This window comes from Halosolutus amylolyticus (genome assembly GCF_023566055.1).
GTDB lineage: Archaea > Halobacteriota > Halobacteria > Halobacteriales > Natrialbaceae > Halosolutus > Halosolutus amylolyticus.
On record NZ_JALIQP010000004.1, the window covers coordinates 325,325 to 350,977 of the forward strand.

The window sequence follows — 25,653 nt, forward strand, 5'->3', positions numbered from 1 at the left end:
CATGACCGGAAACGATCCACTCAGCAACGCGCTCTCCGGACTCGACAACGCGGAGAGCGTCGGTCATCTGACCCACGAGGTAACGCCCGCCTCGAACGAGATCGGCAGCGTACTCGAGGTCTTCTACGACCGCGGGTACATCGACGGCTTCGAGTACGTCGACGACGGTAAAGCCGGTCAGTTCGAGGTCGAACTGAAAGGAGCGATCAACGAGTGTGGCCCCGTCAAGCCCCGCTACGCCGCAGGCGCCGACGACTTCGAGAAGTGGGAGAAGCGCTATCTCCCCGCTCGAGACTTCGGTGCGCTCGTCGTGACGACGAGCAGCGGCATCATGAGCCACTACGAGGCTCGTGAGCAGGGGATCGGCGGCCAGGTGATCGCATACGTCTACTAACCATGCGAGTCGAACTGGAAATCCCCGAAAACGTATCCGTCGAGATCGACCATCTCGACGTGACCGTCGATGGACCGGAAGGCACCGTGTCGCGGCGTCTCTGGTACCCCGACGTGACCGTCGAGCTCGAGGACGACACCGTGGTGATCGAAAGCGAGGCCGAGGACGCAAAGACCAACGCGACCGTCGGCACGTTCGAGAGCCACATCACCAACGCCTTCCACGGCGTGACCGAGGGCTGGGAGTACAAGATGGAAGTCTTCTACTCTCACTTCCCGATGCAGGTCCGCTCGGAGGGCGACGAGGTCGTCATCGAGAACTTCCTCGGCGAGAAGGCAGCGCGACGAACGACTATCCACGGTGAGACCGAGGTTGCCGTCGACGACGAGAAACTCGTCCTGTCCGGCCCCGACAAGGAGGACGTCGGACAGACGGCGGCGGACATCGAGCAGCTGACGCGCGTCAGCGGCAAGGACACCCGCGTCTTCCAGGACGGGGTCTACATCACCGAGAAACCCGCCAAAGGAGGTGCCTGATAGATGGCTGACGACGAACAGGAATCGGCTGCAGACGAACCGCAGGAACTCGAAGACATCAGCGGCGTCGGCGCGAGCAAAGCGGACGCGCTTCGCGACGCCGGCTTCGAGTCCATCGAGGACGTCAAGGAAGCCGACCAGGACGACCTGGCGGAGGCCGACGGCGTCGGCAACGCACTCGCGGCCCGTATCAAGGCCGACGTGGGCGACCTCGAGGTCTCGGAGGAGACCGAAGCCGAGATCGAGGACGAGGCCGCCGAAGAGGAGGAACCCGAGGAAGACGTCGAGACCGAACTGCAGCCGCGCGGCCTGACCGAGAAGACGCCCGACCTCTCCGAGGACGAACAGCGTCTGCTCGATCGCCGTCGCAACGTGAGCAAGCCGCAGTTCAATCGACAGGACTACCACAAGAAAAAGCGGACGCCGGAATCCTGGCGTCGGCCGCGCGGACAGCTCTCGAAGCAGCGCAAGGGCGTCAAGGGCAAGGGCCAGAAGGTCCAGGCCGGATACCGCACGCCCGAGGCTGTCCGGGGGAAACACCCCAGCGGCTTCGAGGAGGTCTACGTCGAGAACACGGACGACCTCGAGGGCGTCGACGGCGATCGCGAGGCGGTGCGAATCGCCTCCGCCGTCGGTGCGCGCAAGCGCGAACGGATCGAAGAGGAGGCCGAGGCCCAGGGCGTCCGCGTCCTGAACCCGACCTACGAAGAAGTCGAGGTGGAATCCAATGACTGATCTCTCCGCACAGAAACGACTGGCGGCCGACGTCCTCGACGTCGGCGAGAATCGGGTCTGGCTCGATCCCGACGCCCAGGCGGACATCGCCGAGGCGATCACTCGCGACGAGATCCGCGAACTCGTCGACGAGGGCCGCATCCAGGCCGAAGCGGCCGGCGGCAACTCCCGCGGTCGTGCCCGCGAGCGCAACGCGAAACGCGCCTACGGCCACCAGAAGGGGCCGGGCAAGCGCCGCGGCAAGAAGGGTGCACGCCAGAACGAGAAAGAGGAGTGGCAGGACAAGATTCGTGCACAGCGACGGAAACTCCGCGAACTCCGCGACAAGGGCGAGATCACGCCCACGCAGTACCGCCAGCTCTACAAGAAGGCCGGCGGTGGCGAGTTCCGGAGCGTCCGATACCTGTTGAACTACATCGACGACAACTACGGTGACCAGTAATGGCGACAGGACCACGATACAACGTTCCGATGCGACGTCGCCGTGAGGTCCGGACGGACTACCACCAGAGGTTGCGCCTGCTGAAATCGGGCAAACCACGCCTCGTGGCTCGCAAGAGCAACAAGCACACTACGGCGCAGCTGATCACTCCCGGACCTCAGGGAGACGAGACACTTGCAAGCGCACACTCCGGCGATCTCGAAGAGTACGGCTGGGAGGCCCCGACGAGTAACATCTCGGCGGCCTACCTGACCGGCCTGCTGGCCGGCAAACGAGCCGTCGACGCCGGCCTCGAGGAAGCGGTCCTCGACATCGGCCTCAACACGGCGACGCCCGGCAACAAGGTGTTCGCCGTCCAGGAAGGGGCGATCGACGCCGGACTCGAGATCCCGCACAACGACAGCGTACTCGCGGACTGGTCGCGTACCCGCGGCGAACACGTCGCCGAGTACGCCGAGCAGCTCGACGAACCGCTGTACAGCGGTGAGTTCGACGCGACCGAACTCCCAGAACACTTCGACGACGTACGAGAGGCGATTCTCGAATGAGTGGAAACAACTACAACGACGACGGATGGGAGCCCGTCACCCGCCTCGGGCGGAAGGTCCAGGAGGGTGACATCGACACGATGGAGGCCGCTCTCAACTCGGGACTCCCGCTGAAGGAACCCGAGATCGTCGATCAGCTCCTCCCCGGACTGGACGACGAAGTGCTGGACATCAACATGGTCCAGCGAATGACCGACTCCGGACGCCGCGTGAAGTTCCGCTGCGTCGTCGCCGTCGGCAACCGCGACGGCTTCGTCGGCTACGCGGAAGGCCGGGACGACCAGGTCGGCTCCGCCATCCAGAAGGCGATCGGCATCGCGAAACTGAACATCATCCAGGTCCCGCGCGGCTCGGGCTCGTGGGAGGACCGATCGGATCGGCCCCACTCGCTGACCCGACGCACGACGGGCAAAGCCGGCTCCGTCGAGGTCGAACTCATCCCCGCCCCCGAAGGGCTGGGACTGGCCGCGAGCGACACCGTTCGCGCGGTCATCGAACTCGCGGGCATCGAGAACGCCTGGACCAAGAGCCACGGCAACACCCGAACGACGGTCAACCTCGCGAAGGCGACGTTCAACGCGCTCGAGAACGCCTCGCAGTCGCGCCACCCGCAGCGGCGACCGAACCGGGAAGAACCGGAGGTGGCTGAGTGATGAAGGCGATCGTGCAGGTTCGCGGCGAAGTGAACCGCCAGCAGGACGTCCAGGACACGCTCGAGATGCTCAACATCCACAGCGTGAACCACTGCGCGCTGGTCCCCGAGACGGACGCCTACGAGGGGATGATCGCGAAGGTCAACGACTACGTCGCCGTCGGCGAACCCGACGCGGACGTCCTCGAGACGGTGCTCGAAAAGCGCGCCGAACCCCTCGAGGGCGACCAGTCCGACGTCGACGAGGAGTGGCTCGCCGAACACACCGAGTACGACGACTTCGGCGCGCTCGCCGGAGCACTGCTCGACGAGGAGACCACGCTTCGCGACGAGGGACTGTCCCCGACGCTGCGTCTCCACCCGCCGCGTGGCGGCCACGACGGCATCAAGAAGCCGACCGTCGAGGGCGGCCAACTCGGAAAACATACAACGGAGCAGATTAACGACCTGCTAGAATCGATGCGATAACCATGACGAGCAAAAAACGACGCCAGCGTGGATCGCGCACGCACAGCGGTGGCTCCCACAAGAATCGACGTGGTGCAGGTCACCGCGGTGGCCGCGGTCGCGCCGGGCGGAGCAAACACGAGTTCCACAACTACGAACCGAAAGGCAAGCACGGGTTCAAGCGACCACACGACATCCGGGACGAGGTCAAAGAGATCGACGTCCAGAAGCTAGACGAGGACGCGATCCTCTACGTCGCCGACGACCTCGCCGAGGAGACCGACGACGGCTACAGCCTCGACGCTCGCGACATCGTCGAGGACGGCCACGAGGCCGACGTCGTCAAGGTGCTCGGCTCCGGTCAGGTCCGCAACAGCCTCGAGGTAACGGCGGATGCGTTCTCCGACGCGGCTCGCGAGAAACTCGAGGACGCCGGCGGTGAGGCAGTCGTCTCGGAGCGAGCCCAGGAAGACGAGGACGCCGAGGACGACGACGCCGAACCCGAACAGGACGAGGACTAACATATGGGATGGAAGGAAGCCGCTGAACCGGTCCTGACACGGATGCCCGCAGTCCGCCGTCCGGAGGGGCACGTCCCCTTCAAGCGAAAGCTGGCGTGGACGGCCGGCATCCTGATGTTGTACTTTTTCCTGACCAACATCTCCCTGCTCGGGCTCTCCGGCCAGGGGACTGACCTCTTCGGCGAATTCCGTGCGATTCTCGCCGGCGAGTTCGGGTCGATACTGCAGGTCGGCATCGGACCGATCGTCACCGCCAGCATCGTCTTGCAGCTGCTGGGTGGGGCGAACCTGCTCGGACTCGACACGGACGATCCGCGCGATCAGGTCCTCTATCAGGGCCTCCAGAAGTTGCTCGTCATCATCATGACCGCGCTGACCGCGCTCCCGATGGTGTTCGCCGGCGGCTTCCTGCCTGCCCAGACGTCACTGTCCCTCGGCGGGTTCACCTTCGACCAGACGCAGGTCCAGATCCTGATGTTCGCCCAGATCTTCGTGGGCGGGATCCTCATCCTCTACATGGACGAGGTCGTCAGCAAGTGGGGCGTCGGCAGCGGGATCGGCCTGTTCATCATCGCCGGCGTCAGCCAGCGACTCGTCACCGGGTTGATCCAGCCGGCAGAAGGCGGGTTCTTCTACGACTGGTACCGGATCCTGACCGGCCAGGTCGAGGTCGGATCGATCGTGGCCGGTGACGGACTGTACACGATCCTGCTCCAGGACGGCCACATCATCGCGTTACTGACGACGCTGCTGATCTTCGGGATCGTCGTCTACGCGGAGTCCGTCCGTGTCGAGATCCCGCTCAGTCACGCCCGCGTCAAGGGTGCTCGCGGACGCTTCCCCGTGAAGCTCATCTACGCGAGCGTCCTGCCGATGATCCTCGTCCGGGCGCTCCAGGCCAACATCCAGTTCATGGGCCAGATCATCAACAGCCAGTGGGGCATGCCCGCGTGGCTGGGGACGTACAACAACCAGGGCCAACCTGTCGACGGGTTCTTCTACTACCTCGCACCCATCTACTCGCCGAGCGACTGGATGTGGTTTACCGGAGAACTCAGTCAGGAAGCGTGGCAGGTCATGATCCGCGTCGGCATCGACATGACGTTCATGGTCATCGGCGGCGCGATCTTCGCCATCTTCTGGGTCGAAACCACGGACATGGGTCCGGAGGCGACGGCCAAGCAGATCCAGAACTCCGGGATGCAGATCCCCGGCTTCCGACAGAACGTCGGCGTCATCGAGAAGGTCATGGAGCGGTACATCCCGCAGGTGACCGTCATCGGCGGCGCGCTCGTCGGCCTGCTCGCCGTCTGGGCGAACATGCTCGGCACGATCGGTGCCGTCTCCGGGACCGGGCTGCTCCTCGCCGTCTCCATCACGTACAAGCTGTACGAGGAGATCGCAGAGGAACAGCTCATGGAGATGCATCCGATGATGCGCCAGATGTTCGGCAAGGAGTAGCGACTCCCGCTTTTCTGTCGTCGATTCGTTGCCGATCGCGTCGGTAGCCCATTGCGTAGAGACCAGCCGATCGAGGCCGCAGCTGGCTCACTGCGAGAAAGGCGCTGGACGCGAACGCGCACCTCGTAGTGACGGGCGTGACTTCTGATACGGAGCGTTCGTCGTTCGGTCAGTGCCGTCCGAATCGTCGCCAGCGATGATATAGTAGCCACTGAAAGTCAATGCACACCTGATCGCAGGACAGCTTTGCGATCAGTGTGTAAATCGTTTCAGTGGCTACTATAGCTACCCGATCGCCGAGTCGGATGTAAGTAACAACACCTGTTGTAAACCGGAACAATTTTTCTCCGATCGACCGAGTGTCGACGTATGACACACCGGATGGAACGCGACGGACGGACGCGGTCTCCGCCGCGGTGGACGCGATCGCAGGCCGCAGGGATCGAACGCAGCGACGAGACTGTGGCGCCGATCGTCTATCCCCCCGAGGAAGACGTCGCTCCCGATCTGCACTGCTGGGACACGTGGTTGCTCCGGTCCCGCGACGGTTCGATCGCCGAAATCGACGGCTATCGCGTCGTCTTCTCGCTGACGGCACCCGCAGATCTGTTGCCGGGGACGCGTCACGACGTGGCGACGATCCGGTACTTCTACTCGGCGGACGGGCGCAACTGGACCTGCGGCGGACGGGTCTTCCCGGAGGGGACCGCCTTCGGCTCCCGCCAGTGGGCCGGTTCGGCGCTCTACGACGACGATCGGCTCTACCTGTTCTACACGGCGGCCGGGTCGCGTGGCGAGACCGAACTGAGCTACACGCAACGCATCGCGGTCGGTACCGGCGGCACGATCACTGCCGACGAGGACGGCGTCTCGATCGCGGGCCCGTTCGAGCACGAGATCTTGCTCGAACCGGACGGCGAGCACTACGAGCGCGAGGACCAGTCCCGGGGGATGATCTACACCTTCCGGGATCCGTGGTTCTTCGAGGACCCGGCGAGCGGCGAGACGTGCCTGCTGTTCGAGGCCAACACGCCGATTCCGGACCCCGAGGACGAGGACCGCTTCGACGCCGACCCGGCCGCGCTCGCGTACAACGGCAGCGTCGGCATCGCCGTCTCCCGGTCCGGCGATCCGACCGAGTGGACGCTGGAACCGCCGATACTCGAGGGCGTGGGCACGAACCAGGAACTCGAACGGCCACACGTGGTCGTCCGGGACGACGGCTACCACCTGTTCGTCTCGAGCCACGAACACACGTTCGCACCCGGGATCGCGGGATACGACGCGCTGTACGGGTTCGTCGCCGACTCGCTTCGCGGCGAGTACGCGCCCCTGAACGAGTCGGGGCTCGTCGTCACCAATCCGGCGAGTGCGCCGTTCCAGACCTACTCGTGGCTCGCGTATCCACATCGCGAGGAGATACTCGTCAGCAGTTTCTTCAACTACTACGACCTGCAGGGGCTCTCGCTGGACGACGTGGCCCACCTCCCGCCGGCGGAACAGCAGCGGCGCTTCGGCGGGACGCTGGCACCGACCCTTCGACTGACGGCCGAGAACGCGTCGACGCGGATCCTCGGGACGCTCGAGCACGGCCACCTGCCGATCGCCGACGAGGAGTTGCCGCCGCTGCTCTCGGCGTTCGCGGACGACGGCTCCGGGGCCGAATCGGGAGCCCGCTACGGCGACGGGCCGGTAAGTCGCTGACTCCACGCCGGGACGTTCCGGCGCACGTCACTCTGCCCAGGCGCTCCCGAGTTCCCAGACGTCCAGTTCCTCGATGGTGGCCGTTCCGCCCGCCGCGTACATCGACACGCCATCGCTGTCCTCGCGAGTCGGATAGATCCGGGTCGTCAGGCAGTGGCGATCGTTCGCGAAGAGTTCGAGGACCGACCCGTCGACGAACAGGCGGAGCGAGAGCGAGTCGTCGATCGGCGTGACGGGCATCGACACCGGGTCGGTCGAGGCACGCGGGTCCAGGCTCGACCCCGCTCGATCGACCACGACGGTACTGTCTCGCGTGTACCTGATCAGGGTCTCCTCCTCGTTGTCGGGGGACTCGCGAACGACGAACCCGAATTCCTCGACGTCGTCGAGCCGGATCTCCGCGCGGAGTTCGAGTGCGTGCCCCGAAACGGGGAGCGATCGCTGGTCGTCGACGAGCCTCGTCGTTTCACCGTGGACGTGTGCCTCGCGAAGGGCCGTCAGTTCGGGGGCCGGTCGCTGGCGGAGGCGTCCGTCGGCGTCGAGGTCGACGTGACGCGGAAGCGACAGCGTGCCCGACCAGCCGGCGTCCCACTGGGCGCTCGCGTTCCGCTCTTCTTTCACCCAGCCCCACGTCAGCCATCGCCCCTCGTCGTCGCGCAGGGACTGTGGCGCGTAGAAGCTGCCGTGATCGAGCAGGCCGGTTCGATCGACCTCGAACCGCCCCTCGTCGGCGTCGTACGTACCGAGGTAGTAGCGGACCTCCTCGTAGTTCGAGACGTGAAGCAGCTGCCGATCGCCGAGGTCGAGCAGTTCGGGACACTCCCACATTGCCCCGTCGCGTTCGGGGTCGCCGACGAGGATCGGACCCCGGTACTCCCAGTCGGTCAGGTCGTCGTCCGCGCTCGTGTACAGGAGCGCCGTCCCGCCACCGTCCTCGATTCCGGAGCCGATCAGGTGGTGCCAGGTGCCGTCCGCGGCCTGCCAGACGCTGTGGTCGCGAAACTCCGCGCGCCAGTGCTCGGTCGATCGCAACGGCGGCTCCTCGGGGAGGGTGTCGACGACGGGGTTCTCGGGCGATTTCTCCCACCCCGAGAGGTCGTCGTCGACGGCCGTGCCGAGACACGGCAACTGCAGGTCGCCCCGTCCGCCGGTGTAGAGGATCGTCGGCGTCCCGTCGACGTCGACGGCACAGCCGGACCAGCAGCCGTGCCGATCGGGGCCGTCGGGCGACGGGGTGAGAGCCACGGGCCGGTCCTCCCAGGTGACGAGGTCGTCGCTGACGGCGTGGCCCCAGTGGATCGTCCCGTGGGACGGTCCGCCGGGGTTGTACTGGTAGAACGCGTGATACTGGCCGTCCCACTGGATCATCCCGTTGGGATCGTTGAGCCAGTTCGCCGGCGGCGAGAGGTGATACTGCGGACGGTGGTGATCGTCGGCCAGCGCGGCCCGACGACGGGAGAGGGCGTCCGCGTCTTTCGGCCGTCCGTCGACGAGCCGTTCGTCAGCGGTGCCGAGAACGCCGAGGAGGTTCTCGACGAGTCGCGTCCGATTCTGTGCCGCCTCCTCGGTCGTCTCCCCGTCGAACCGCAGTGCCGTCCCGAGCCCGGCGACGTCGCCGTCACCGACCTGCCAGCCCACGAGTGCGACCTCGCTGGGGGCGTCGTGGTCCGCTCGCAGGGTGCTCGCGAGCACCTCGCCACGCTCGGGCAGGACCGACTCGTACCGTGCGGACGGCTGTGAGCCGTCGCCCGATCGCGTCGGGACCCGTAGCCCGTCCACCCCGTCGAACGCCGGATGATCGTCGTACAGCGCCTTCACGAGGAGGCCGCTCGTCGACGTGGAATCCTCGACGAGCGAGACGTCCGGCGAAACGGGATCGATCCCGAGGGCCGTAACGGCCTCGAGCGCACGCAGCGAGAGCAACAGGCCGCCGCCGGCGCGCAGGTGGGCCTCGATCGGCTCCCGGCAGTCCGACAGTTCGGCGATCGACTCGATCGGCTCCGTCCGGTGCCACCAGAGGGCGTCGTAGGTGTCGAGCGAGTCGGTTCCAGCGGCGACGTCGGCGAGCGAAATCGTCCGGGCGTCGAGTCCCGCGTCCGCACACCAGTCGAGTGCTGCTCGCTGTTCGGCCGACAGCTCCCCATCGACCAGGAATCCGACAGGGGCAACGGATGTACTCATCTATACGCAGTCCAACGCCGGATCGTAATAGAACTGCCGCAGTTGCTGCCAGTGGCCACTGGCCGGACGACGACTGCCGCCGACGGCCGTCGGAGACGCCGTCCGACTCGATCGGGGAGGCACGTCTCGGGAAGCCGGTCGGCTGGCGAGTTCGAACGCTGGAGGGCGAGAATCCGCAGACGATCGGCCGCGATTGGGGTGAAAACCGGTTACCGGGTGCCGATTACTGGATGGAGTAGCCCGCCGCGAGCGTCAGCAGGAAGACCATGAACAGGGCCGTCGCCATCAGGTAGGTGATCGAACGGGGCTCCTCGATGAGGTGCTGGTAGTAGCCCGCGATCAGGCCCGACTTGATGATGGCGAGGACGACCGTCCCGGCGATCGCCATCTGATACGTGAAGATCTGGTCGAGTTCGAAGAAGACGAACTTCCCCGTAGCCAACACCACCAGTGCGACGTAGATGAGTGCGTACGTGCGAAGGCCAGCCATTGGTACGCTATCAGACTGACGGCCACTTATAGCTTCCTCATGCGATCGAGTCCGGGCCGACGAAAACGACACGTAGATGGGGCCACGGACGAACCATCGGACAATGAGTGGACGGTCGGTTCTCGGTCGCCGGACCGCGATCGCGCTCCTGATCGGTCTCGCGACGCTCACGGTGTCCGTCGGCGTCGTCGCCGCGAGTAACGTCGCCGCTGGCCTCTCTCAGGAGAGCGGTGACGTCACCATTCCGACGTGGCTCTACCTCGCGACCGGCGGCGGCGTCATCGGCGCGTCAGCCCTCATGACGATGCTCGTCACCGATCGGGCAGTCATCGACGACTACCACGACCGAGCTGTCGGACTCGGGACCGAGCAGGTCGTCGCCGCTGGCTCGCTCCTGCTCGGCACCCTCGGGCTGTTCGGGCTGGCGCTCGTGATCGTCGTCGCCGGACTCGGCCCCGACGTCGCCGGCTTCGCCAGCGCGGCGGTGCTCCTGACGTTCGTCGGGGGTCGCGCACTGCTGACGACGATCGCCTACGTCGTCGGAAACCCATGGCCCGCCCTGAACCCGTGGCGACGGATCGCCGAGGTGCTCCCCCACGGGTTCGTCGCCGAGGAATACCCCCGACGACTGGGGTCGTGGCCCGCAGTGGTCGCGCTCCTCGCGCTCGTCTGGCTCGAGATCGTCGCCCCGCTGAGTTCCTCGCCGGGGGCGTTGCTCCTCGCGGTGCTCGGCTACTCCGCGTTCACGATCGGCGGTGCCGTCGCGTTCTCGCCGGCGACGTGGTTCGACCGCGGCGGCGATCCCCTCTCGACGTGGTTCCGTATGTACGGGGCCGTCGCCCCGGTCCAGCGGACCGACGACGGCCTCGCGGTGCGGTTCCCGGGGGCGCGTCTCGGCGACGACGACGTGGTCACCGACGTCTCGGCAATCGCGTTCGTCCTCGTGCTCGTCTGGGAACTGACCTACAGCGGCTTCATCGTCACCGCTCCCGGCGTGGCGACGATCGAGTTCCTCGTCGGCCTCGGACTCCCGCCGGCGTTCGTCTACCTCGCCCTCCTGCTCGCCGGCTTCTGGCTGTTCTGGAAGGTCTACTGGCTCGCGGCCGAGCGGACGCGCGATCGCGCCGAGACGTACATCTCGACGCGCTATCTCGCGCTCCGGTTCGCGCCGGCGTTGCTGGCGATCGCGGCCGGCTATCACTTCGCCCACTACGCCGGGTTCGCGATCACCCTGTGGCCGTCGCTACTGGAGACGCTCGCGGCACCGCTTTCACCCCCCGCGAACCCGACCCAGTACCGGCTCGCGTCGTGGTTCGGCTACGTCGAGATCGCCGGCATCCTGATCGGGCACATCCTCGCAGTCTGGGTCTCGCACACGATCGCGTTCGAACTCTTCCCGGGCAAACTGCAAGCGATCCGCAGCCAGTACCCTTTCATCGTCGTGATGATCTTCTTCACGATGGTCAGTCTCTATCTCGTCTCCTTGCCGACGATGAGCCCACCGTTCGTGGCTGCGTGAGCGGTCGACGACTCGGACTGGTCTCCTGGTAGTCGGGATCCCATCCGACTCGACGCCGGGACCCCGTTCGACTCGATGGATGAGACCGTATCCGATCCGACACCGGTACACACTTGACCGGAAGGCGACAAGGAACTGCTACTGGCAATGAACGCGTCACAGGTCACTGACGTCGAATCGGTGGCCGCGGTCGATCGGGTGACCGACGTCGAGTACGACGTCCCGACGGACGAGACGCCCGAACACACCTGTCCCTACTGCGATCGCCCCTTCCGATCGGAACGGTACCTGACCTTCCACGTCGGGAGCGCCCACGCCGAGGCGTGCTCCGACTCGGAACGGGAACTGTTCGACGAGGCCCGCGACGACGAGCAGTACGATCTGTTCACCTTCCACGTCAAGGCGGCCGTGAGCGTCTTCATGCTGTACTTCATGTTCACGTTCATCTACGCGCTCGTGTGGGCCGGCTGACGGTACGAATAGCGACGTCGGCGATCGGTTCGATCGATTGGGTGTGTCCGGTCCGATACCCGACGACTGCCGAGTCGCGCCCCGACAGAACTTCCGTCCGTTCGACCGCGTAGCCCCGCCGGGACGTGACTGCCGTGACCCGACCGGTCAGCCGATCGCCGAAACTGGTTTCCAGTACGGAACTGGTTTCCAGTACGGAATCTCTTAACTTCGTGACTCACCAGTGTACGTACCATGACCGCGCGTGCCCCGCTATCTGATCCTCTCCCCGACTCTCGAAACCGGGGTCGTGTCGTCCTCGTGGTCTCGCTCCTGCTGGCAACGGCGCTCGCGGGACTCCCGATCGCTGGCGGCGTTGCGATCGACGACGCTGCCGGTCCCAGTACCGACGCGTCGATCCAGACCGGCGATGGGACGGGCGGCGTCGTCGACGAGGGCCTGTCGGACGACGGATCGATCGAGGTCGTCGTTCGGCTCGAGGACCCCGACATTCCGGCGTCGTTGTCTGGATCCGAGGCCGAATCGAAACTCGAGAGTCACGCGAACGAGACCCAGGGTCCGCTGCTGGCACACGCAGAAACGACCGCCGGGGTCACTGTCGAGGAGGAACTCTGGCTCACCAACGCGGTCGTGCTCACGGTCGATACCGACCGTGCCGATCTCGAACCGATCGCGGCTCTCGACGCCGTCGAACGCGTCCACGAGAACTTCGCGGTGTCGATCCCGGAACGGCAGTCGGCGACGAACGCGAGTCCGGCCGGCGGACCCGGGTCCGGGACGACCACCGGGCGAACGTGGGGACTCGACTATCTGAACGTGCCCGCCGTCTGGGAGACGTACGAGACCCGGGGCGAGGGCGTTCGCGTCGCAGTCCTCGATACGGGCGTCGACGCCACCCACCCCGACATCGACCTCTACACCGAGGACCCGTCGGACCCGACCTATCCGGGTGGGTGGGCCGAGTTCGACGAAACGGGCGTCCGCGTTCCGGGTTCGACGCCGTACGATTCCGATTCCCACGGAACCCACGTGAGCGGCACCGTCGCTGGCGGGAACGCGAGCGGAACCCGGATCGGCGTCGCACCCGGAGTCGACCTGCTTCACGGACTCGTCCTGCCCGATACCGGCGGCTCGTTCGCACAGGTCGTCGCCGGCATGGAGTGGGCGGTGGCGAACGACGCCGACGTCGCCAGCATGAGTCTGGGGACGGCGGGGAAACACCCCGCCTTCATCGAGCCGGTGCAGAACGCCCGCGACAGCGGGACGATCGTCGTCGGTGCGATCGGCAACGATGGCCACGGCACGTCCAGTTCGCCAGGGAACGTCGACGAAACGCTCGCCGTTGGGGCAGTTGCGCCCGACGGGACGGTCCCCGCGTTCTCCGGTGGCGAACGGATCGATCGGTCCGACTGGGCGGTCACACCGGCCACGTGGCCGGCTACCTACGTCGCCCCCGACGTCGTCGCGCCCGGTGTGGCGGTCACGAGCGCCGTTCCCGGTGGCGAGTACGCGCGCCTGCCGGGTACGTCGATGGCGACGCCGCACGTCACCGGCACGGTCGCCCTGCTCCTGTCGGTCGAACCCGGGGCGACCCTCGCCGAGATCGAGTCTGCACTGACCGACTCCGCTTCGATCCCCGCGGTGGCGAGTGACCTCGAAACTACCGTCGATCCGGAGACACGGTACGGACTCGGGGTCGTCGACGCCAGGGATGCGACGGACGCGCTGGTCGAGGCCCGGGGTGGAACCGACCCGGTACCGCTCGGCGAGCGAAGCGACGCGGACCACCCGAGTGAACCGAACGGCACCGGTCCGAACACGGCCGGACCGATCGTCCTCGTCGCGGCGATTGGTTTCGTCGCATTCCTCGTCACACTCGCCCTCGCACGGGCCCGGAACCGGTAACGACGCTTCGAGCCCGTTCGATCGACCGCCGATTTATAGTAACCACTGAAACGATTTCCGCGTCGATCACATCGTTGTCCTGCGACCGAGTGTGCATCGACGTTCAGTGGCTACTATCGGTTCGACGTCGTCGATCGCGAGGCCGGCGGGGGAGCCGGCGATCCGATTCTCGTTATGGCGAGCGCCTCGGCCGGCGCTGTAGATCCGGATCGACTGGGTCAGGACCCCGGTCGATCGGCTCGCAGTGAAAACGTGCGTCGAGAACAGCGGTGCAGTCGAAATCGCAGTCCGTCACGAAGCCAGAAGAGCGGGGTCCCCGCTACATCAGGTAGAACAGCGGGAACAGGAACACCCACACGATGTCGACGAAGTGCCAGTAGAGCCCGAAGTACTCGACTGGCCGGTGATCCTCGAGATACGCGTCGATGGACACGATCCGGAATATCATGAAGCCGGCGACCAGCAGTCCGAGGATCACGTGGAGCGCGTGCATCCCGGTGGTCACGAAGTACAGCGAGTACTTCAGCTCCGTGAACCAGTAGATGCCGTGGGCGAACTCCTGTGACCACTCCCAGGCCTTCACACCGAGGAACGTCAGGCCGAGCAGGAGCGTCGCGACCATCGTCCCGAGCAGCCCCTTCCGATTCTTGCGTTCGGCCATCACCAGCGCGAGGATGACCGTGAAGCTGGAGGTCAACAGGATGTACGTGTTGATCAGCCCGGCCTCCGTCGACGGCGGCACGGGCTCCCAGGTACCCCAGCCCGCGTGGAGGCGCGCGAAGATGTACGCACCGATCGCGGCACCGAAGACGACGACGTCCGACGCCAGGAAGACCCAGATGCCGAACTTGGTGTTTCCGACGCCGCCGAACGGCCAGCGTTCGGCGACGGCCATCTCGGGAACGTTGAACTCCTCTTTGCCGAAGTTAAAGAGGGTGACCGCCAGGATGGCAAGTCCCGCGACCAGAATAATCGGATAGATCACGTTGGGCTCGCCCATGTCCGTGATTCCCTCTGCACCGCGTGCGGCGGCGAACTGGGCCATGTACGGGGTCATACCGCTCAGGCCGAGGAAGAACACGCCCATCCCGAGCCCGATTCCGAGGGGCCAGATGCTGGCGTGGTCAGCGTGTTCCTCCTCGTGGAGTTCCGTCTCGGCCGTCGCGACGCCACCGTCCGTGGCGGCCTGCGAGTCGTCGACGAACTCGAGTCGACCGCTCGCGTAGCTCGGCCGATCGTGCCAGTTCTCGAGCGGCGGCGGCGAGGGGATCGCCCATTCGGCAGTTCGCGAGAACTCCCACGGGTTGTCGGGCGCTTTCGGCCCCCGGAGCCAGCTGTGGGCGAACGTCGCGAACATGATCAGGAACGACGCGCCGAAGACGAACGCCCCGACCGTCGACAGCTGGTGGTAAATCTGCACTCCCTCACCGTAGTGGAAGACGCGGCGGGGCGTCTCCCACGCGAGGAACTGCGGGAAGTACAGCAGGTTGAACCCGATGAAGTAGACCGCGAAGTTGAGTTTCCCCAGCGCCTCGGAGTACATCTTCCCGGAAATCTTCGGCCACCAGTAGTAGAGGCCACCGACGAGCGCGGTGACGCCCGAGACCATCACGTAGTGGAAGTGAGCCACGACCCAGTAGGTGCCACGGAACTCGTAGTCGAGCACGACGGCACCCAGGAAGACCCCGGTGATCCCGCCCAGGATGAACAGGACGAGTGCGCCGAGGCTAAAGAGGAACGGGGTCGTGAACCGAACCCGACCCTTGACCATCGTGTAGATCAGCGCGAAGACCATCAGGTCGAACGGGAGCGAGATCCCGATCGTCGTCGCCATGAACAGGGTCTTGATCTCGAGGTTGATCGTCGTCAGGAACATGTGGTGCATCCAGACGAGGAACGACTGGACGGCCACGAGGACCATCGCGATGATGACCCACTTCCGACCGACGAGACGTCGACCACAGAAGGTCTGGAACGTCTCGAACATGATCCCCAGTGCGGGGAAGAAGACGATGTACACCTCTGGGTGACCGAAGAACCAGAACAGGTGCGCCCACAGCAGGCTCGACCCCTGGTCGGTCGCGAAGTACTGCGTGAGGAAGACGCGGTCGATCGAGAGCAACAGCAACGCGGCGAGCAGTGCCGCGAACGCGAACAGCATCATCCAGACGGTCAGCAGCCACGACCAGGTGAACATCGGGAGGTTCCACAGGCCGAGGCCCTCCGCGCGCGATCGGTGGATCGTCACGAGGAAGTTGACCGTCCCGACCGTGATCGACATGACGAACAGCGTCAGCGCGAGAACCGCCGCGGTGCCGCCGGTCATCGCCTCCATCGCCGGCGTGTACGTCGGCACGTTCAGCGGCGCGTACATCGTCCAGCCGCCGGCCCAGGTCCCGCCCTGGAAGAACGAGACCCCGAACAGCAAGCCCGAGAAGAGGTAGAACCAGTAACTCAGGGCGTTCAGCCGGGGGAACGCGAGGTCTTTCGCCCCGATCTGGAGCGGGACGAAGTAGTTCGCGAACCCGGTCGCGATCGGTGAGAGGAACCAGAAGACCATCAGGAGGCCGTGTGTCGACACGGCCTGGTTGTACTCGCGGTTCGTCAGCAGGTCGATGCCGCCCGCTTCCCACAGGTGTGCGCGGAACACGAGCGCCATGACGCCGCCGAAGACGAGGAAGAACAGGGCCGTCGAGAGATAGAGGAGACCGACGTCCTTGTGATTCGTCGTCACGAGCCACCGCTTGACGGACGTCATCGGTGGAAGATCACTCATCAGTTCTCACCTCCACTCTCGTTGTCAGCGTCGTCGTTGGTCGTTTCATTTCCAGTTTCGGTCTCGTTGCCGTTCTCTTCGTCACCGTCTTCGTCGCCTCCGTTTTCACCGCCGTTCTCTTCGTCGCCGTCCTCGTCGTCTTCGGAGACTTCCTCTTCGAGCCACTGGTCGAACTCCTCTTCTTCCATGACGTTGACCTGACCGGTCATCTGGGTGTGACCGTCGCCACAGAGTTCGAAGCACTTGATCTCGTACGTCTCGCCCGGCTCGTCTGCCATGAACCAGGTCTGGTCCTCCTCGCCGGGGATGGCGTCGGATTTGACCTTTAACTCGGGTATGCCGAACGTGTGCCACACGTCACCGCCGGTCGTCGTGATCCAGATCGGCGTGTTCGCCGGCACGTTCATCGTACTGATCGACTCAGCGCCGTTCTCGTACTCGAAGAACCACGCGAACCCTTCCCCGGTCACATCAATCTCGACCGCGTCCTCGCCGGGTCCTTCGCCTGGACCATCCTCGACGTACAGTAGCATGCCGTACGTCCAGATGACCAGCGAAATGACGATGATGGCACTCAGGCCGAACGAGAGGAACAGTTTCTTGCCGCCCTTTCCACCAGTCGGTAACTCTCCGAGTGTCGGCACGTCCTCGTCGCTCGCCGAGCCTGTATCGCGGTACTTGTACGCGTTGTACAGGGTATACGCGACGACGATGACGCCGACGAGCGTCCCGAGTCCGAGGAAGACGAGGAAAATCTCCTGGAACACGTCGACGCGCGTCTGGGCCTGTATCGGAGTCGTAACTGCGTTGAAGATCGTATTCACCTCTTTTGAAGACCTCTTATATGTCGGAGGTTGTTTCCCGAGAGCACTTATCTATTTGGAAAGCGGCCCGTCGGTGGCCGTCGTATGGCGGGTATCGCCGATCGGGTCCGGGAACGATCGATCCGGGTTCGGAAACGATCGACCGGCGATCAGCGGTTCCGACTCGGTTCATCACAAACGCGTTGGACCGGCAGGTCTTTTGTCTGTCGTTCGTCTCGTCGCCGAGTCGCGGTCAATTCCGGATTACCGCCGCCCGCTGCTCCGCTTCCGAACACGTTCGCCGCTCAACCACTTGCTAACATCGACGGTTACGACGGCAGATTGCGCGGGCACCTCCCAGAACCCACGACAATTCCTGACTACCGTCCGATCGGATCCTCAGTACCGGTCGATCAGTGAGTAGCGCCTGCCCGTCGACGGTATCGCTCGATTCGGCGCCAGGTTCTATACCCTGGAGACCCTTTGTTCCGGTATGCCGGAAGAAGTACTCTTCAAATTCGAACGGTCGATGGCAACGGCAGAGATCGCCGACTACCTGCGGACAGTCGCGGACAAACTCGACGAGGGGGGCGATCTGACTCTCGACGCGGGCGGGGAGTCGGTGACGATGTCCCCACCCGATCGACCGACGTTCGAGATCAAGGCCGAACGCGAGACCCCGAGTACCGGCGGTCCCGGCGAGTTGAGCGTCGAGTTCGAACTCGAATGGGACGAGGGCGGGGACGGCCAGGACGACGGATCGGGCGAACTGACGATCGAGTAGTCGGCGCGTCATACGGTCTGTTGTGATTCGTTACAACGATCCGTATCAGAGTTCGACGACCCAGATCCGGAACTCGGGGGGCAGATCGTACACCCGCTGGAACGCGGCGTCGATGAACTGGGCGATCCGGTTCGGGTCGGCCTTGGCGCTGATCCGGGCGTTGACCCCCGCGGCCTCCTCGGGTCGGTGGAGATCGTCGATCTTGAACGCCGGGTACTCACCGAGAAGCGACTTCAGTTCCTCGAGTTCGTCGTCCGTGCAGTCGAGGTTGATCGTCCCGTCGCCGAACTGGATCCAGGGGACGCCGAGGTCGGGATCGGGGCCAGCGCCGGCGTCGTCCGTCTCCCCGGCGAACAGTTCGTCGTCGACTTCCAGCGTGAGAAAACCGCTCCCTCGATCGCGGTGGGCCGTGATCGCGTCGACGTACAGTTTCCGTCGGTCGGTCGGGTCGGCCGCGTCGAATCTGGTCATACCCGTACGGATGTGACCAATTCTTTAAGCCTTTATGCGGTGGCGCTGAACGAGCGCATATGGCACAGCCACGAATCCTCATCCTGGGTGCACCCGGGGCGGGCAAAGGGACACAGAGCCAGAAGATCACCGAGGAGTTCGGCGTCGATCACGTCACCACCGGCGACGCGCTCCGCGCGAACAAGGACATGGACATCTCCGACATGGACACGGAGTACGACACCCCACGCGAGTACATGGACCAGGGCGAACTGGTCCCCGACGCGGTCGTCAACGCGATCGTCGACGAGGCGCTCTCGCAGGCGGACGGCTTCGTCCTGGACGGCTATCCGCGGAACTTAGAGCAGGCCGAGGAACTCGACGACATGACCGATCTGGACGTCGTTCTCTACCTCGACGTGAGCGAGGAAGAACTCGTCCACCGACTCACGGGGCGCCGGATGGACCCCGAGACGGGCGACATCTACCACGTCGAGTACAACCCGCCCGAGGACCCCGAGGTCGAAGCGCGACTGGAACAGCGGGACGACGACACCGAAGAGACCGTCAAAGAGCGCCTGCGCGTGTACCGCGAGAACACCGAACCCGTCATCGAACACTACGAGGAACAGGGCGATCTGGAGCGCGTGGACGGCGAGCAGGCGCCCGACGAGGTCTGGGAAGACGTGAAGGCGACGATCGAGGACGCGGCGTAAGCTCCGCCGTTAGCTGTTTTTGACGTCGATCTCGTGGTGGGCGACGTTGAGGTAGGTTAGCTGTGGCGGCAGGTCGTACTCGTCCGGATAGAGCTCGACCGGTTCGTCTGCGAGATCCTCGTCGTGCGTAAAGTCGATACTTCCCCACCCACCCTGGAAGTGGGCCGATGATGCGACGACCGACCCCGTCAAATCGGGATTCGAAAGGAGACAGACCTGTTCGTCGCTACACTTGCCTTTCCCACCGAGCGGATTGGTTCCAGTCCAGTCGTCACTGGGGGCGTAGATCGTCCCGGTAAACGAGCCACCGTCGAACGCCACGGCCGTCTCGGACGTGCCGTACACTTCCGTGTACGTCGCCGAGGTGCCACCCATATCGCCAGAGGAACTGAGATTCCCCGTGACGTAAATTTTCAGCGAGTGGTTCGTCCCCGTTGCGTTCTCGACGGACAGGCTGGACTGGGGATGGGCGAGTTCGACGTCGCCGTCGACCATGAGCGTCGCGTTTCCGTCTTCGAGATCGAACGTTACGTCTGTGGTATCCTCGAGGAGTACCTCGTCAGCGAGGTAGGTCCCGTTCGTGTAGGTTTCGTTGCCATCGATCGAATCGACCTCCTCGACGTCGTCCGAGTACTCGCCGTTCTTCATCTCTTCGAGCATCGCTTCGATCACGTCGTCGAGTTCCGGCATCCGATCGTTCCGGACCTCTTCCTCGCCGAAATCGACGTTCCCCTGTTCGCCGGCCGGTTCCGAGAGCGTCACACCCGAGTCGAAGGCGTCGTCGATGTCGAGATAGCCGACTCTAATCGAAACCGTTCGATTCTCGTGATCGATGTCACGGACGATAGTGTCGCCCGCTTCGCGCGTGAAGAAGCGTTCCCAGCCGCGGTAGTACTCGCTCTTGATCGTGATCCGGATATCGGCGTCTTCGACGACGTTCGAGTCCGCGTACACCGTCGTCCCGTCGTGATTGAACGAGATGTCGCCCGAGTCGAGTTCCGAGTCGCCGCTGACGGTCGTCACCGGCAAAGTGAGTGTTTCGGTCGTCGCATCGTAGTACATCGGCGGAACGGAGACGACGCGAGTCTCGTTACCCGTCTCGCTGAACACGGCCCCGGCCTCGTAGGCGATCGTGCTTCCGCCGTCTCCCTCCCACTCGATCGTGCCGACCGTCTCGTTTATCGGTTCGTCGAACCCCTCCGAGGAGACGTTGATCCACCCGGTTTCCGCTCTTGCGACCGCCCCGCGTTCACCGGCATCGAGATCCATCGAGTGACTCACGTCGTTGTCGGTCCACGCCGAACCCATCTTCTGGCTCAGTTCGACGAACACCTGTTCGACTCGCTCTTCTTCCGTCTGGGCTTCCGTGCTCGTCAGCACGTCGCCCGCCACGAGAAAGAGGGCAGCACTGGTAACCGCGACCATCCCGACCAACAGGACGATCCCGATCATCGCCGACTGGCCCCGATCGGCGGATCCCGCTCCTCGTCGATCCCTGCTCATACACTCCAACGTGATAGTTACTATCATAATACAGTCGATCGATCACGTAGTTTTGAACAGTTTATTTATATAGCGAATGGGAAGATTATTACATATCGGGGAAGTGGAATCTGGATAACTGGTTGGACATTCAACCCGACTTTTCGTCCGGTGAGATACCGGAACGCGTTCCGTCCGCGAGCCGGCCTCTCGATCGGCTGGTGGGAACGACTACTGAAGAGTGACGACGAACGAAAAGCCGAACACGAGATCACGCCTCGAGTGCGAGACGCCAATTCCGTCGCGAACCGCCTCAGTTGTCGATTTCGAGCCCGTACTTCACCACGTTGAGGTACGTAATCCGGGGTGGGAGGTGACCGCCGTCTTCCATTCTCGGTTCGAAAGAGTCGTCGAGACTGTCGTCGTGCCAGATCTTACTGTTCCCACCGCTGATGTCCACGTCCGAGACGACGACCGAGCCATAGATGTCTGCAGTCCCTCCGATGGATTCCACCGATCCGCCCGGGGCATAAACAATCCCCTCGTAGTAATCGTTATCACTCAGCGTCATTTTGAAGTCCGATGTTCCGTACACTTGCAGGTATCTGGAATTGATATTATCCGTCTCTGGTTCGTTACCGACTCCTGGCTTGTAAGCAGATTCGGCTACATACAGGTGACTGTCCAAATCCAGATCGCCATTGGTGTATATCTGCACCTCGTTTCCGTCGTCTTCCCATCCATTGACCCAGACGTCTTCGGTTACGTCGATTGATCCGTTGACGACGATTGTCACGTTTCCATTCGACACGTTGATCGTCTGCATATCGTATTTGTCCGTATCGAGGTCGCCGTCCACGTAGTATTTCCCCGCGGAGAGCTCCGATTCGTCCTCGGGAAGTTTGTCGTAGTTCGCTGCCGCCTCGTCAATCGTCGCTTCGATCTTTTCGTCGATCGGTTCGATAGAGACGTCCTCGCCGTACACGACGTCACCCTCGATGCCAGCGTTTTTGTTGCTCGGTTCCTTCGGTTCCGTTTCGGAGACCACGGCGTTCTCGAATACGGCCTCGACATCGATACGGCCGAGTTCGACTTCGACGTAGCCGTGGGTCTCGTTCAGTTTGCCGTACTCCCGGATCGGATCGCCTTCGTCTCCGACTGCCTGCTCGAAGTACTGCTTCCAGCCGATGTAGTACTGGCTCGTCACGTTGATCTTGACCGTCTCGCTTTCGATCGTGTTCGGACTGTTGATCCGCTCGGTGTCCGTCCGGCGAAGGGTGACGTCGCCGGAGCCGAGTTCTCCCTCCTCATCGACTTCGACGACCGGGAACGAGAGCGTCTGGTCCTCGTAGTGGATTGGCGGTGCCGATTTGACCTGCGTCTGGTCCATCGTCTCGCGGAAGACGCCGCCCGCCTGATACGCAATTTTGGTTCCGTCTTCCGCCTCGTACTCGATCGCACCGATCGAGATGTTTTCGTCGAAGTCGTCGCCCCGGATGTGGATGTTCCCGGTGTTGGTCATCACGATGGCGCCACTGTCCCCGACGTCCAGGTCCATCGAACGAGAGACGTTTTCGTTCGTGGCCGTCGTCGTCGCCATCTGATGGCTCAATTCGACGAATCCCTGTTCGACGCGCTCTTTCTCGGATTGCTGTTCCGCACTGGTGATCGCCTCGCCCCCGACGAGAAAGATCCCGACACTGACGACCGCGACCATCCCGATCAACAACACGATCCCCAGCAGTGCTGCCTGCCCCCGATCGGGTGTCGCCGAACCGGTGTCGTCGCCCTTGCAACGGGACTCCATACCCGCCTCACAGATACTATCCCTATTAAGACGGTCGACCTATCAAACAATTCAGGATAGTTTATATTTCGGCTCCGGATCGAGATAATTGGGGGACGGCAACCGGTTCGTCCCGTAAACAGTTGCTACGAGTGACATAGTTTGTCCGACCGCTGAAACCGGTTGCCGCGCAAGCGGGACCGTGGGGGAAGCAAACCGGGACACGCCGCGAACTATCGTTCGAGAGAGCCGTGTCGATCGCCGATTCATCCGGACTACTCTAAATCAGTGCCGGTGTAACCGCGATCGTCCTGCGGTTCCACCGGTAACTCGGTACACCAGACCGTATCAGTCCTCGATCACGACGTTCTGTTCGTCGATGTCGATCACGTAGTCGCTCGACGTGTTCGAGGAATCGGGTGCCGATCCGACGTCGAAACTGACGTCGGAGTCCGCAGTTACGTCTTCCGCGATGTCTTCGAAGACGTCGTCGAGTTCGTCAGCGTTGTCGACGTTGACGTTTTCGCCACCGGTCTCGTCAGCCACGTACTCGAGGAGTTCTTCGTCGAGATCGTCGAACCCGAGCCCGATCGTGTAGATCGTCACGTCGAGATCGTTGGCATCGTGTTTTGCCAGATTCCTGGTTTTGGCGTCGTAGCTGGGATGACTGTTTTTCCCGTCGCTCAGGAGGATCATGACGCGATCGTTGCCCTCGTCGGATTTGTCTCGGTAATCGTCCAGTGCGAGTTCCATTCCCGAAGCGATGTTTGTTCCTCCGTATTCGTTTGCGGTTACGTTGTCCTCAACGCTGACAAGATCGCTACTTAGTTCGTGCAAGGTTTGCGTCGGGCCCAAGAGATCGGGCGCTGCAAACTCATAAACGCCGGCACGATCGCCATCCGATTCGTTTAGCATCCCGATGAAGTCCGTTGTCGCGTCGACGCGTTCGTGGTGGGGATCGTTCCACTCCATCGATCCCGATCGATCCAGGACGAACGTCACGTCCAGCGCGTTGCGGGAGCGTTCCTCGACGAGTTCGATCTCCCTGTTTGCCTCGGGGATCGGAACCGCCGTCCGGAGCGATCGATCGAACTGGACGTCGACGTCTCCGTCGAAGGTGGTTTCGCCGCCGATGGCCGCACCGGTGATTTCGACGTTATCGCCGACTTCGAGTTCACTCCCGGGAGCGTAGATCACGCCGTCGAAGTTGACTTCGTCTTCGTCCTCGATCGTGACCTTGGCATCGCTTCCTGCATAGATCCAGAGCGCATTGGCCCGATCGCCGTCCTCGATCGTCACGTTGCCGTCGATCGTGACGTCGTCGTTGGCGTAGATGTACGCGGAATCGTTTCCGTCGATTTCGAGGTCCGATAGCTCTACTGTTCCGTTGACGCCGGCGTGGACGTCGCCGCCGCTGGTATCGATCGCGTCGAGATCGGTCAGTTCGTCTCCGTAGTATAACCCGGCGTCGATGTTGCTCTGAGACTCGACGTCCTCGGCGTCACCGTTGCTCTCGAGGTACTCGAGATCCCCGACCGCCGCGTCGAGTTCGTCGTCGATCGCGTCGACCGACTCGAACGGGTCCGACATATTCGCGACGAGCACCTCTTCCTCGTCGCTCAGCCAGTAGACCGCCGTCTCACCGTCCTCGGTCGTGTTGATATACTCGTATCCACTGGGGGTATCGCCCTGTTCGAGGTCCGCAGCGTACGCGATCTGCGAGACGATCGGGTTCGCATCGTCGTCCACCCTGGTGAGTTCGTCGTTGATAACGGGAATGCCACTGATATCGGCGTCGTCGCCGAGCGAGAGGTCGTCGTCGACGACGAACAGGTCGTCGCTGATATTGGGATCGCCGTTGCGATCGTAGGCCGTCACGTTCGTGGTGACGTCGTGGTCGCCATCGACCCCCTCCGTGTGGAGGCCGCCGTACACCACCGGATCGATCCCGACGTGATCCGCGAACGCGTTGTCGCTGTCGATCGTCGCCACGACGGTAACGGACTCGGTTGCCGGATCGTGACAGACCTCGTTCTCGTCAGGGGCAGGGTTCTCGTCGCAGTCGACTGCGTCGAACTCCTCCTGCAGGAAGTCGTACCAGGCGTCGTGGTAACGCGTGTTCTCGACCGTCAGTTCGATCTCGTCGACGAAGCCGACTTCGTCGATCACGTCGCTGACGTTCGCCGAGTCCTCCACCGGCCGGTTGGTGACGGTGTGTTCGCCGCTCCCGGTAGTGCCCTGGAGGTTCGTCACCGAGAGGTCGATTCGTCCGACCGGTTCGCCGTCGTCGTTCGTTTCGGTGTAGTACCGGATGTCCGGCTTCGAGACGAGCGTCGTTCCGCTGTCCCCTTCGCGCCAGATGCCGCCGGCCTGGTGACCGAATCGGTTGCCTGCGCTGTCCTCGTACCGGAGCGTCCCCATCGTGATGTCGTCCAGCGTTTTCGGCTCGCTGTACCCGTTGGAGACGCTGATCGTGATCGTGCTGTTGTTCGATAGTTCGTACTCACCGTCCTCCTCGAGATACACTGACCCGCTCGAGTCGCTGTCCACCAGCGCCGTCCGCAGATCGTGATCGAACTGATGCATCAACTGTTCGCTTTGCTCGGCCGACGCCTGCGATTCGACCGAGTCGAGCGCCACCATGCCCGTAATTGCGATCAACGCGATCCCGACGAAGACCATGCCGAACAACAGTACGAGCCCCACCTGTGGACTGAACCCGCGATCGTGACCGGACGGCTGGATCTCTATCCTCCCCATTGAATGACTAAGATATAGATATTTGAAACACAAAAATTTATCCGAACTCGTCACACTTTTAGCAACTGGCGTTCGACGAGGACGTCGGGA

24 protein-coding genes are annotated in these 25,653 nt (G+C 63.5%); 16 read left to right on the forward strand and 8 right to left on the reverse strand.

Going from position 1 to position 25,653, the window contains the following annotated elements; all coding sequences use genetic code 11:
* Nucleotide 1 precedes the first annotated feature (1 nt).
* The 10 genes from MUN73_RS16925 (at nt 2) to MUN73_RS16970 (ending at nt 7,440) form a co-directional block, all read left to right on the forward strand.
* Entirely contained in the window at nt 2-394 is a 393-nt protein-coding gene (locus MUN73_RS16925; RefSeq protein ID WP_250141689.1) for a 30S ribosomal protein S8, read from the forward strand.
* 2 nt (nt 395-396) lie between these two features.
* Nucleotides 397-930, forward strand: a complete 534-nt coding sequence (locus MUN73_RS16930) for a 50S ribosomal protein L6 (protein ID WP_250141690.1) — start codon at nt 397-399, stop codon at nt 928-930.
* A gap of 3 nt (nt 931-933) precedes the next feature.
* On the forward strand, nt 934-1,665 hold the full coding sequence (locus MUN73_RS16935; protein ID WP_250141691.1) for a 50S ribosomal protein L32e: 732 nt from the start codon (nt 934-936) through the stop codon (nt 1,663-1,665).
* Complete coding sequence (locus tag MUN73_RS16940) at nt 1,658-2,107, forward strand: 50S ribosomal protein L19e (RefSeq protein ID WP_250141692.1); 450 nt, start codon at nt 1,658-1,660, stop codon at nt 2,105-2,107. The genes MUN73_RS16935 and MUN73_RS16940 overlap by 8 nt, the downstream gene beginning before the upstream one ends.
* Nucleotides 2,107-2,655 carry a 50S ribosomal protein L18 gene (locus MUN73_RS16945; RefSeq protein WP_250141693.1) on the forward strand — a complete coding sequence of 183 codons (549 nt, stop codon included), beginning with the start codon at nt 2,107-2,109 and terminating at the stop codon, nt 2,653-2,655. The genes MUN73_RS16940 and MUN73_RS16945 overlap by 1 nt, the downstream gene beginning before the upstream one ends.
* The gene (locus MUN73_RS16950) at nt 2,652-3,308 is read left to right on the forward strand and encodes a 30S ribosomal protein S5 (RefSeq protein ID WP_250141694.1); all 657 of its coding nucleotides are present in this window, start codon (nt 2,652-2,654) and stop codon (nt 3,306-3,308) included. Before MUN73_RS16945 ends, MUN73_RS16950 begins: the two co-directional genes overlap by 4 nt.
* Complete coding sequence (gene rpmD, locus MUN73_RS16955; protein ID WP_250141695.1) at nt 3,308-3,775, forward strand: 50S ribosomal protein L30; 468 nt, start codon at nt 3,308-3,310, stop codon at nt 3,773-3,775. Before MUN73_RS16950 ends, rpmD begins: the two co-directional genes overlap by 1 nt.
* Before the next feature lie 2 nt (nt 3,776-3,777).
* Nucleotides 3,778-4,275 (forward strand): uL15m family ribosomal protein, encoded by a 498-nt coding sequence (locus MUN73_RS16960; RefSeq protein ID WP_250141696.1) that lies wholly within the window; start codon nt 3,778-3,780, stop codon nt 4,273-4,275.
* A gap of 3 nt (nt 4,276-4,278) precedes the next feature.
* Nucleotides 4,279-5,736, forward strand: coding sequence for a preprotein translocase subunit SecY (gene secY, locus MUN73_RS16965; RefSeq protein ID WP_250141697.1), 1,458 nt, complete (start codon nt 4,279-4,281; stop codon nt 5,734-5,736).
* Between the two features lie 369 nt (nt 5,737-6,105).
* Nucleotides 6,106-7,440: a glycoside hydrolase family 68 protein gene (locus tag MUN73_RS16970; protein ID WP_250141698.1), complete on the forward strand. Its 1,335-nt coding sequence runs from the start codon at nt 6,106-6,108 to the stop codon at nt 7,438-7,440.
* A 27-nt stretch (nt 7,441-7,467) separates the two neighbouring features.
* Here MUN73_RS16970 and MUN73_RS16975 read toward each other — a convergent pair whose 3' ends face one another.
* A complete protein-coding gene (locus MUN73_RS16975) occupies nt 7,468-9,621 on the reverse strand; it encodes a GH32 C-terminal domain-containing protein (RefSeq protein WP_250141699.1) in 2,154 nt (717 codons plus the stop codon).
* A 223-nt stretch (nt 9,622-9,844) separates the two neighbouring features.
* Nucleotides 9,845-10,111 (reverse strand): cytochrome C oxidase subunit IV family protein, encoded by a 267-nt coding sequence (locus tag MUN73_RS16980; protein ID WP_250141700.1) that lies wholly within the window; start codon nt 10,109-10,111, stop codon nt 9,845-9,847.
* 103 nt (nt 10,112-10,214) lie between these two features.
* On the opposite strand from MUN73_RS16980, the gene MUN73_RS16985 reads away from it, so the two are divergent.
* The 3 genes from MUN73_RS16985 to MUN73_RS16995 all read left to right on the forward strand — a co-directional run bounded on the left by MUN73_RS16985 (nt 10,215) and on the right by MUN73_RS16995 (nt 14,006).
* Nucleotides 10,215-11,630 carry a hypothetical protein gene (locus MUN73_RS16985; protein ID WP_250141701.1) on the forward strand — a complete coding sequence of 472 codons (1,416 nt, stop codon included), beginning with the start codon at nt 10,215-10,217 and terminating at the stop codon, nt 11,628-11,630.
* 147 nt (nt 11,631-11,777) lie between these two features.
* Nucleotides 11,778-12,101, forward strand: coding sequence for a DUF7410 domain-containing protein (locus tag MUN73_RS16990; RefSeq protein ID WP_250141702.1), 324 nt, complete (start codon nt 11,778-11,780; stop codon nt 12,099-12,101).
* A 234-nt stretch (nt 12,102-12,335) separates the two neighbouring features.
* On the forward strand, nt 12,336-14,006 hold the full coding sequence (locus tag MUN73_RS16995; RefSeq protein ID WP_250141703.1) for a S8 family serine peptidase: 1,671 nt from the start codon (nt 12,336-12,338) through the stop codon (nt 14,004-14,006).
* Between the two features lie 319 nt (nt 14,007-14,325).
* Here the strand turns inward: MUN73_RS16995 and MUN73_RS17000 are convergent, their stop codons facing one another.
* Both MUN73_RS17000 and coxB read right to left on the reverse strand, forming a co-directional pair.
* Nucleotides 14,326-16,782 (reverse strand): cbb3-type cytochrome c oxidase subunit I, encoded by a 2,457-nt coding sequence (locus tag MUN73_RS17000; RefSeq protein ID WP_250141704.1) that lies wholly within the window; start codon nt 16,780-16,782, stop codon nt 14,326-14,328.
* Complete coding sequence (gene coxB / locus MUN73_RS17005; RefSeq protein ID WP_250141705.1) at nt 16,782-17,606, reverse strand: cytochrome c oxidase subunit II; 825 nt, start codon at nt 17,604-17,606, stop codon at nt 16,782-16,784. The genes MUN73_RS17000 and coxB overlap by 1 nt, the downstream gene beginning before the upstream one ends.
* A gap of 472 nt (nt 17,607-18,078) precedes the next feature.
* Between coxB and MUN73_RS17010 the strand changes: the two genes are divergently transcribed.
* The gene (locus MUN73_RS17010; RefSeq protein ID WP_250141706.1) at nt 18,079-18,369 is read left to right on the forward strand and encodes an amphi-Trp domain-containing protein; all 291 of its coding nucleotides are present in this window, start codon (nt 18,079-18,081) and stop codon (nt 18,367-18,369) included.
* Nucleotides 18,370-18,414: 45 nt separating this feature from the next.
* Here the strand turns inward: MUN73_RS17010 and MUN73_RS17015 are convergent, their stop codons facing one another.
* The gene (locus MUN73_RS17015) at nt 18,415-18,840 is read right to left on the reverse strand and encodes a DUF7975 family protein (RefSeq protein ID WP_250141707.1); all 426 of its coding nucleotides are present in this window, start codon (nt 18,838-18,840) and stop codon (nt 18,415-18,417) included.
* Between the two features lie 59 nt (nt 18,841-18,899).
* Between MUN73_RS17015 and MUN73_RS17020 the strand changes: the two genes are divergently transcribed.
* Entirely contained in the window at nt 18,900-19,535 is a 636-nt protein-coding gene (locus MUN73_RS17020; protein WP_250141708.1) for an adenylate kinase, read from the forward strand.
* A gap of 9 nt (nt 19,536-19,544) precedes the next feature.
* On the opposite strand, the gene MUN73_RS17025 is transcribed toward MUN73_RS17020, so the two are convergent.
* Together MUN73_RS17025 and MUN73_RS17030 are read right to left on the reverse strand one after the other, a co-directional pair.
* Complete coding sequence (locus tag MUN73_RS17025; RefSeq protein WP_250141709.1) at nt 19,545-21,038, reverse strand: DUF7289 family protein; 1,494 nt, start codon at nt 21,036-21,038, stop codon at nt 19,545-19,547.
* 292 nt (nt 21,039-21,330) lie between these two features.
* A complete protein-coding gene (locus MUN73_RS17030; protein WP_425492735.1) occupies nt 21,331-22,734 on the reverse strand; it encodes a DUF7289 family protein in 1,404 nt (467 codons plus the stop codon).
* On the opposite strand from MUN73_RS17030, the gene MUN73_RS17035 reads away from it, so the two are divergent.
* Nucleotides 22,621-22,884, forward strand: a complete 264-nt coding sequence (locus tag MUN73_RS17035; RefSeq protein WP_250141711.1) for a hypothetical protein — start codon at nt 22,621-22,623, stop codon at nt 22,882-22,884. The two genes, MUN73_RS17030 and MUN73_RS17035, sit on opposite strands and share 114 nt — an antisense overlap.
* Before the next feature lie 267 nt (nt 22,885-23,151).
* Here the strand turns inward: MUN73_RS17035 and MUN73_RS17040 are convergent, their stop codons facing one another.
* Nucleotides 23,152-25,563 (reverse strand): vWA domain-containing protein, encoded by a 2,412-nt coding sequence (locus MUN73_RS17040; RefSeq protein WP_250141712.1) that lies wholly within the window; start codon nt 25,561-25,563, stop codon nt 23,152-23,154.
* Between the last annotated feature and the right edge of the window lie 90 nt (nt 25,564-25,653).

Excerpts from the sequence above, each read along its gene's own strand:
- MUN73_RS16925 (WP_250141689.1), top strand. The coding sequence starts at position 2 with ATGACCGGAAACGATCCACTCAGCAACGCGCTCTCCGGACTCGACAAC.
- MUN73_RS16930 (WP_250141690.1), top strand. The coding sequence starts at position 397 with ATGCGAGTCGAACTGGAAATCCCCGAAAACGTATCCGTCGAGATCGAC.
- MUN73_RS16935 (WP_250141691.1), top strand. The coding sequence starts at position 934 with ATGGCTGACGACGAACAGGAATCGGCTGCAGACGAACCGCAGGAACTC.
- MUN73_RS16940 (WP_250141692.1), top strand. The coding sequence starts at position 1,658 with ATGACTGATCTCTCCGCACAGAAACGACTGGCGGCCGACGTCCTCGAC.
- MUN73_RS16945 (WP_250141693.1), top strand. The coding sequence starts at position 2,107 with ATGGCGACAGGACCACGATACAACGTTCCGATGCGACGTCGCCGTGAG.
- MUN73_RS16950 (WP_250141694.1), top strand. The coding sequence starts at position 2,652 with ATGAGTGGAAACAACTACAACGACGACGGATGGGAGCCCGTCACCCGC.
- rpmD (WP_250141695.1), top strand. The coding sequence starts at position 3,308 with ATGAAGGCGATCGTGCAGGTTCGCGGCGAAGTGAACCGCCAGCAGGAC.
- MUN73_RS16960 (WP_250141696.1), top strand. The coding sequence starts at position 3,778 with ATGACGAGCAAAAAACGACGCCAGCGTGGATCGCGCACGCACAGCGGT.
- secY (WP_250141697.1), top strand. The coding sequence starts at position 4,279 with ATGGGATGGAAGGAAGCCGCTGAACCGGTCCTGACACGGATGCCCGCA.
- MUN73_RS16970 (WP_250141698.1), top strand. The coding sequence starts at position 6,106 with ATGACACACCGGATGGAACGCGACGGACGGACGCGGTCTCCGCCGCGG.
- MUN73_RS16975 (WP_250141699.1), bottom strand. The coding sequence starts at position 9,621 with ATGAGTACATCCGTTGCCCCTGTCGGATTCCTGGTCGATGGGGAGCTG.
- MUN73_RS16980 (WP_250141700.1), bottom strand. The coding sequence starts at position 10,111 with ATGGCTGGCCTTCGCACGTACGCACTCATCTACGTCGCACTGGTGGTG.
- MUN73_RS16985 (WP_250141701.1), top strand. The coding sequence starts at position 10,215 with ATGAGTGGACGGTCGGTTCTCGGTCGCCGGACCGCGATCGCGCTCCTG.
- MUN73_RS16990 (WP_250141702.1), top strand. The coding sequence starts at position 11,778 with ATGAACGCGTCACAGGTCACTGACGTCGAATCGGTGGCCGCGGTCGAT.
- MUN73_RS16995 (WP_250141703.1), top strand. The coding sequence starts at position 12,336 with ATGACCGCGCGTGCCCCGCTATCTGATCCTCTCCCCGACTCTCGAAAC.
- MUN73_RS17000 (WP_250141704.1), bottom strand. The coding sequence starts at position 16,782 with ATGAGTGATCTTCCACCGATGACGTCCGTCAAGCGGTGGCTCGTGACG.
- MUN73_RS17010 (WP_250141706.1), top strand. The coding sequence starts at position 18,079 with ATGCCGGAAGAAGTACTCTTCAAATTCGAACGGTCGATGGCAACGGCA.
- MUN73_RS17015 (WP_250141707.1), bottom strand. The coding sequence starts at position 18,840 with ATGACCAGATTCGACGCGGCCGACCCGACCGACCGACGGAAACTGTAC.
- MUN73_RS17020 (WP_250141708.1), top strand. The coding sequence starts at position 18,900 with ATGGCACAGCCACGAATCCTCATCCTGGGTGCACCCGGGGCGGGCAAA.
- MUN73_RS17025 (WP_250141709.1), bottom strand. The coding sequence starts at position 21,038 with ATGAGCAGGGATCGACGAGGAGCGGGATCCGCCGATCGGGGCCAGTCG.
- MUN73_RS17035 (WP_250141711.1), top strand. The coding sequence starts at position 22,621 with ATGGCTCAATTCGACGAATCCCTGTTCGACGCGCTCTTTCTCGGATTG.
- MUN73_RS17030 (WP_425492735.1), bottom strand. The coding sequence starts at position 22,734 with ATGGTCGCGGTCGTCAGTGTCGGGATCTTTCTCGTCGGGGGCGAGGCG.
- MUN73_RS17040 (WP_250141712.1), bottom strand. The coding sequence starts at position 25,563 with ATGGGGAGGATAGAGATCCAGCCGTCCGGTCACGATCGCGGGTTCAGT.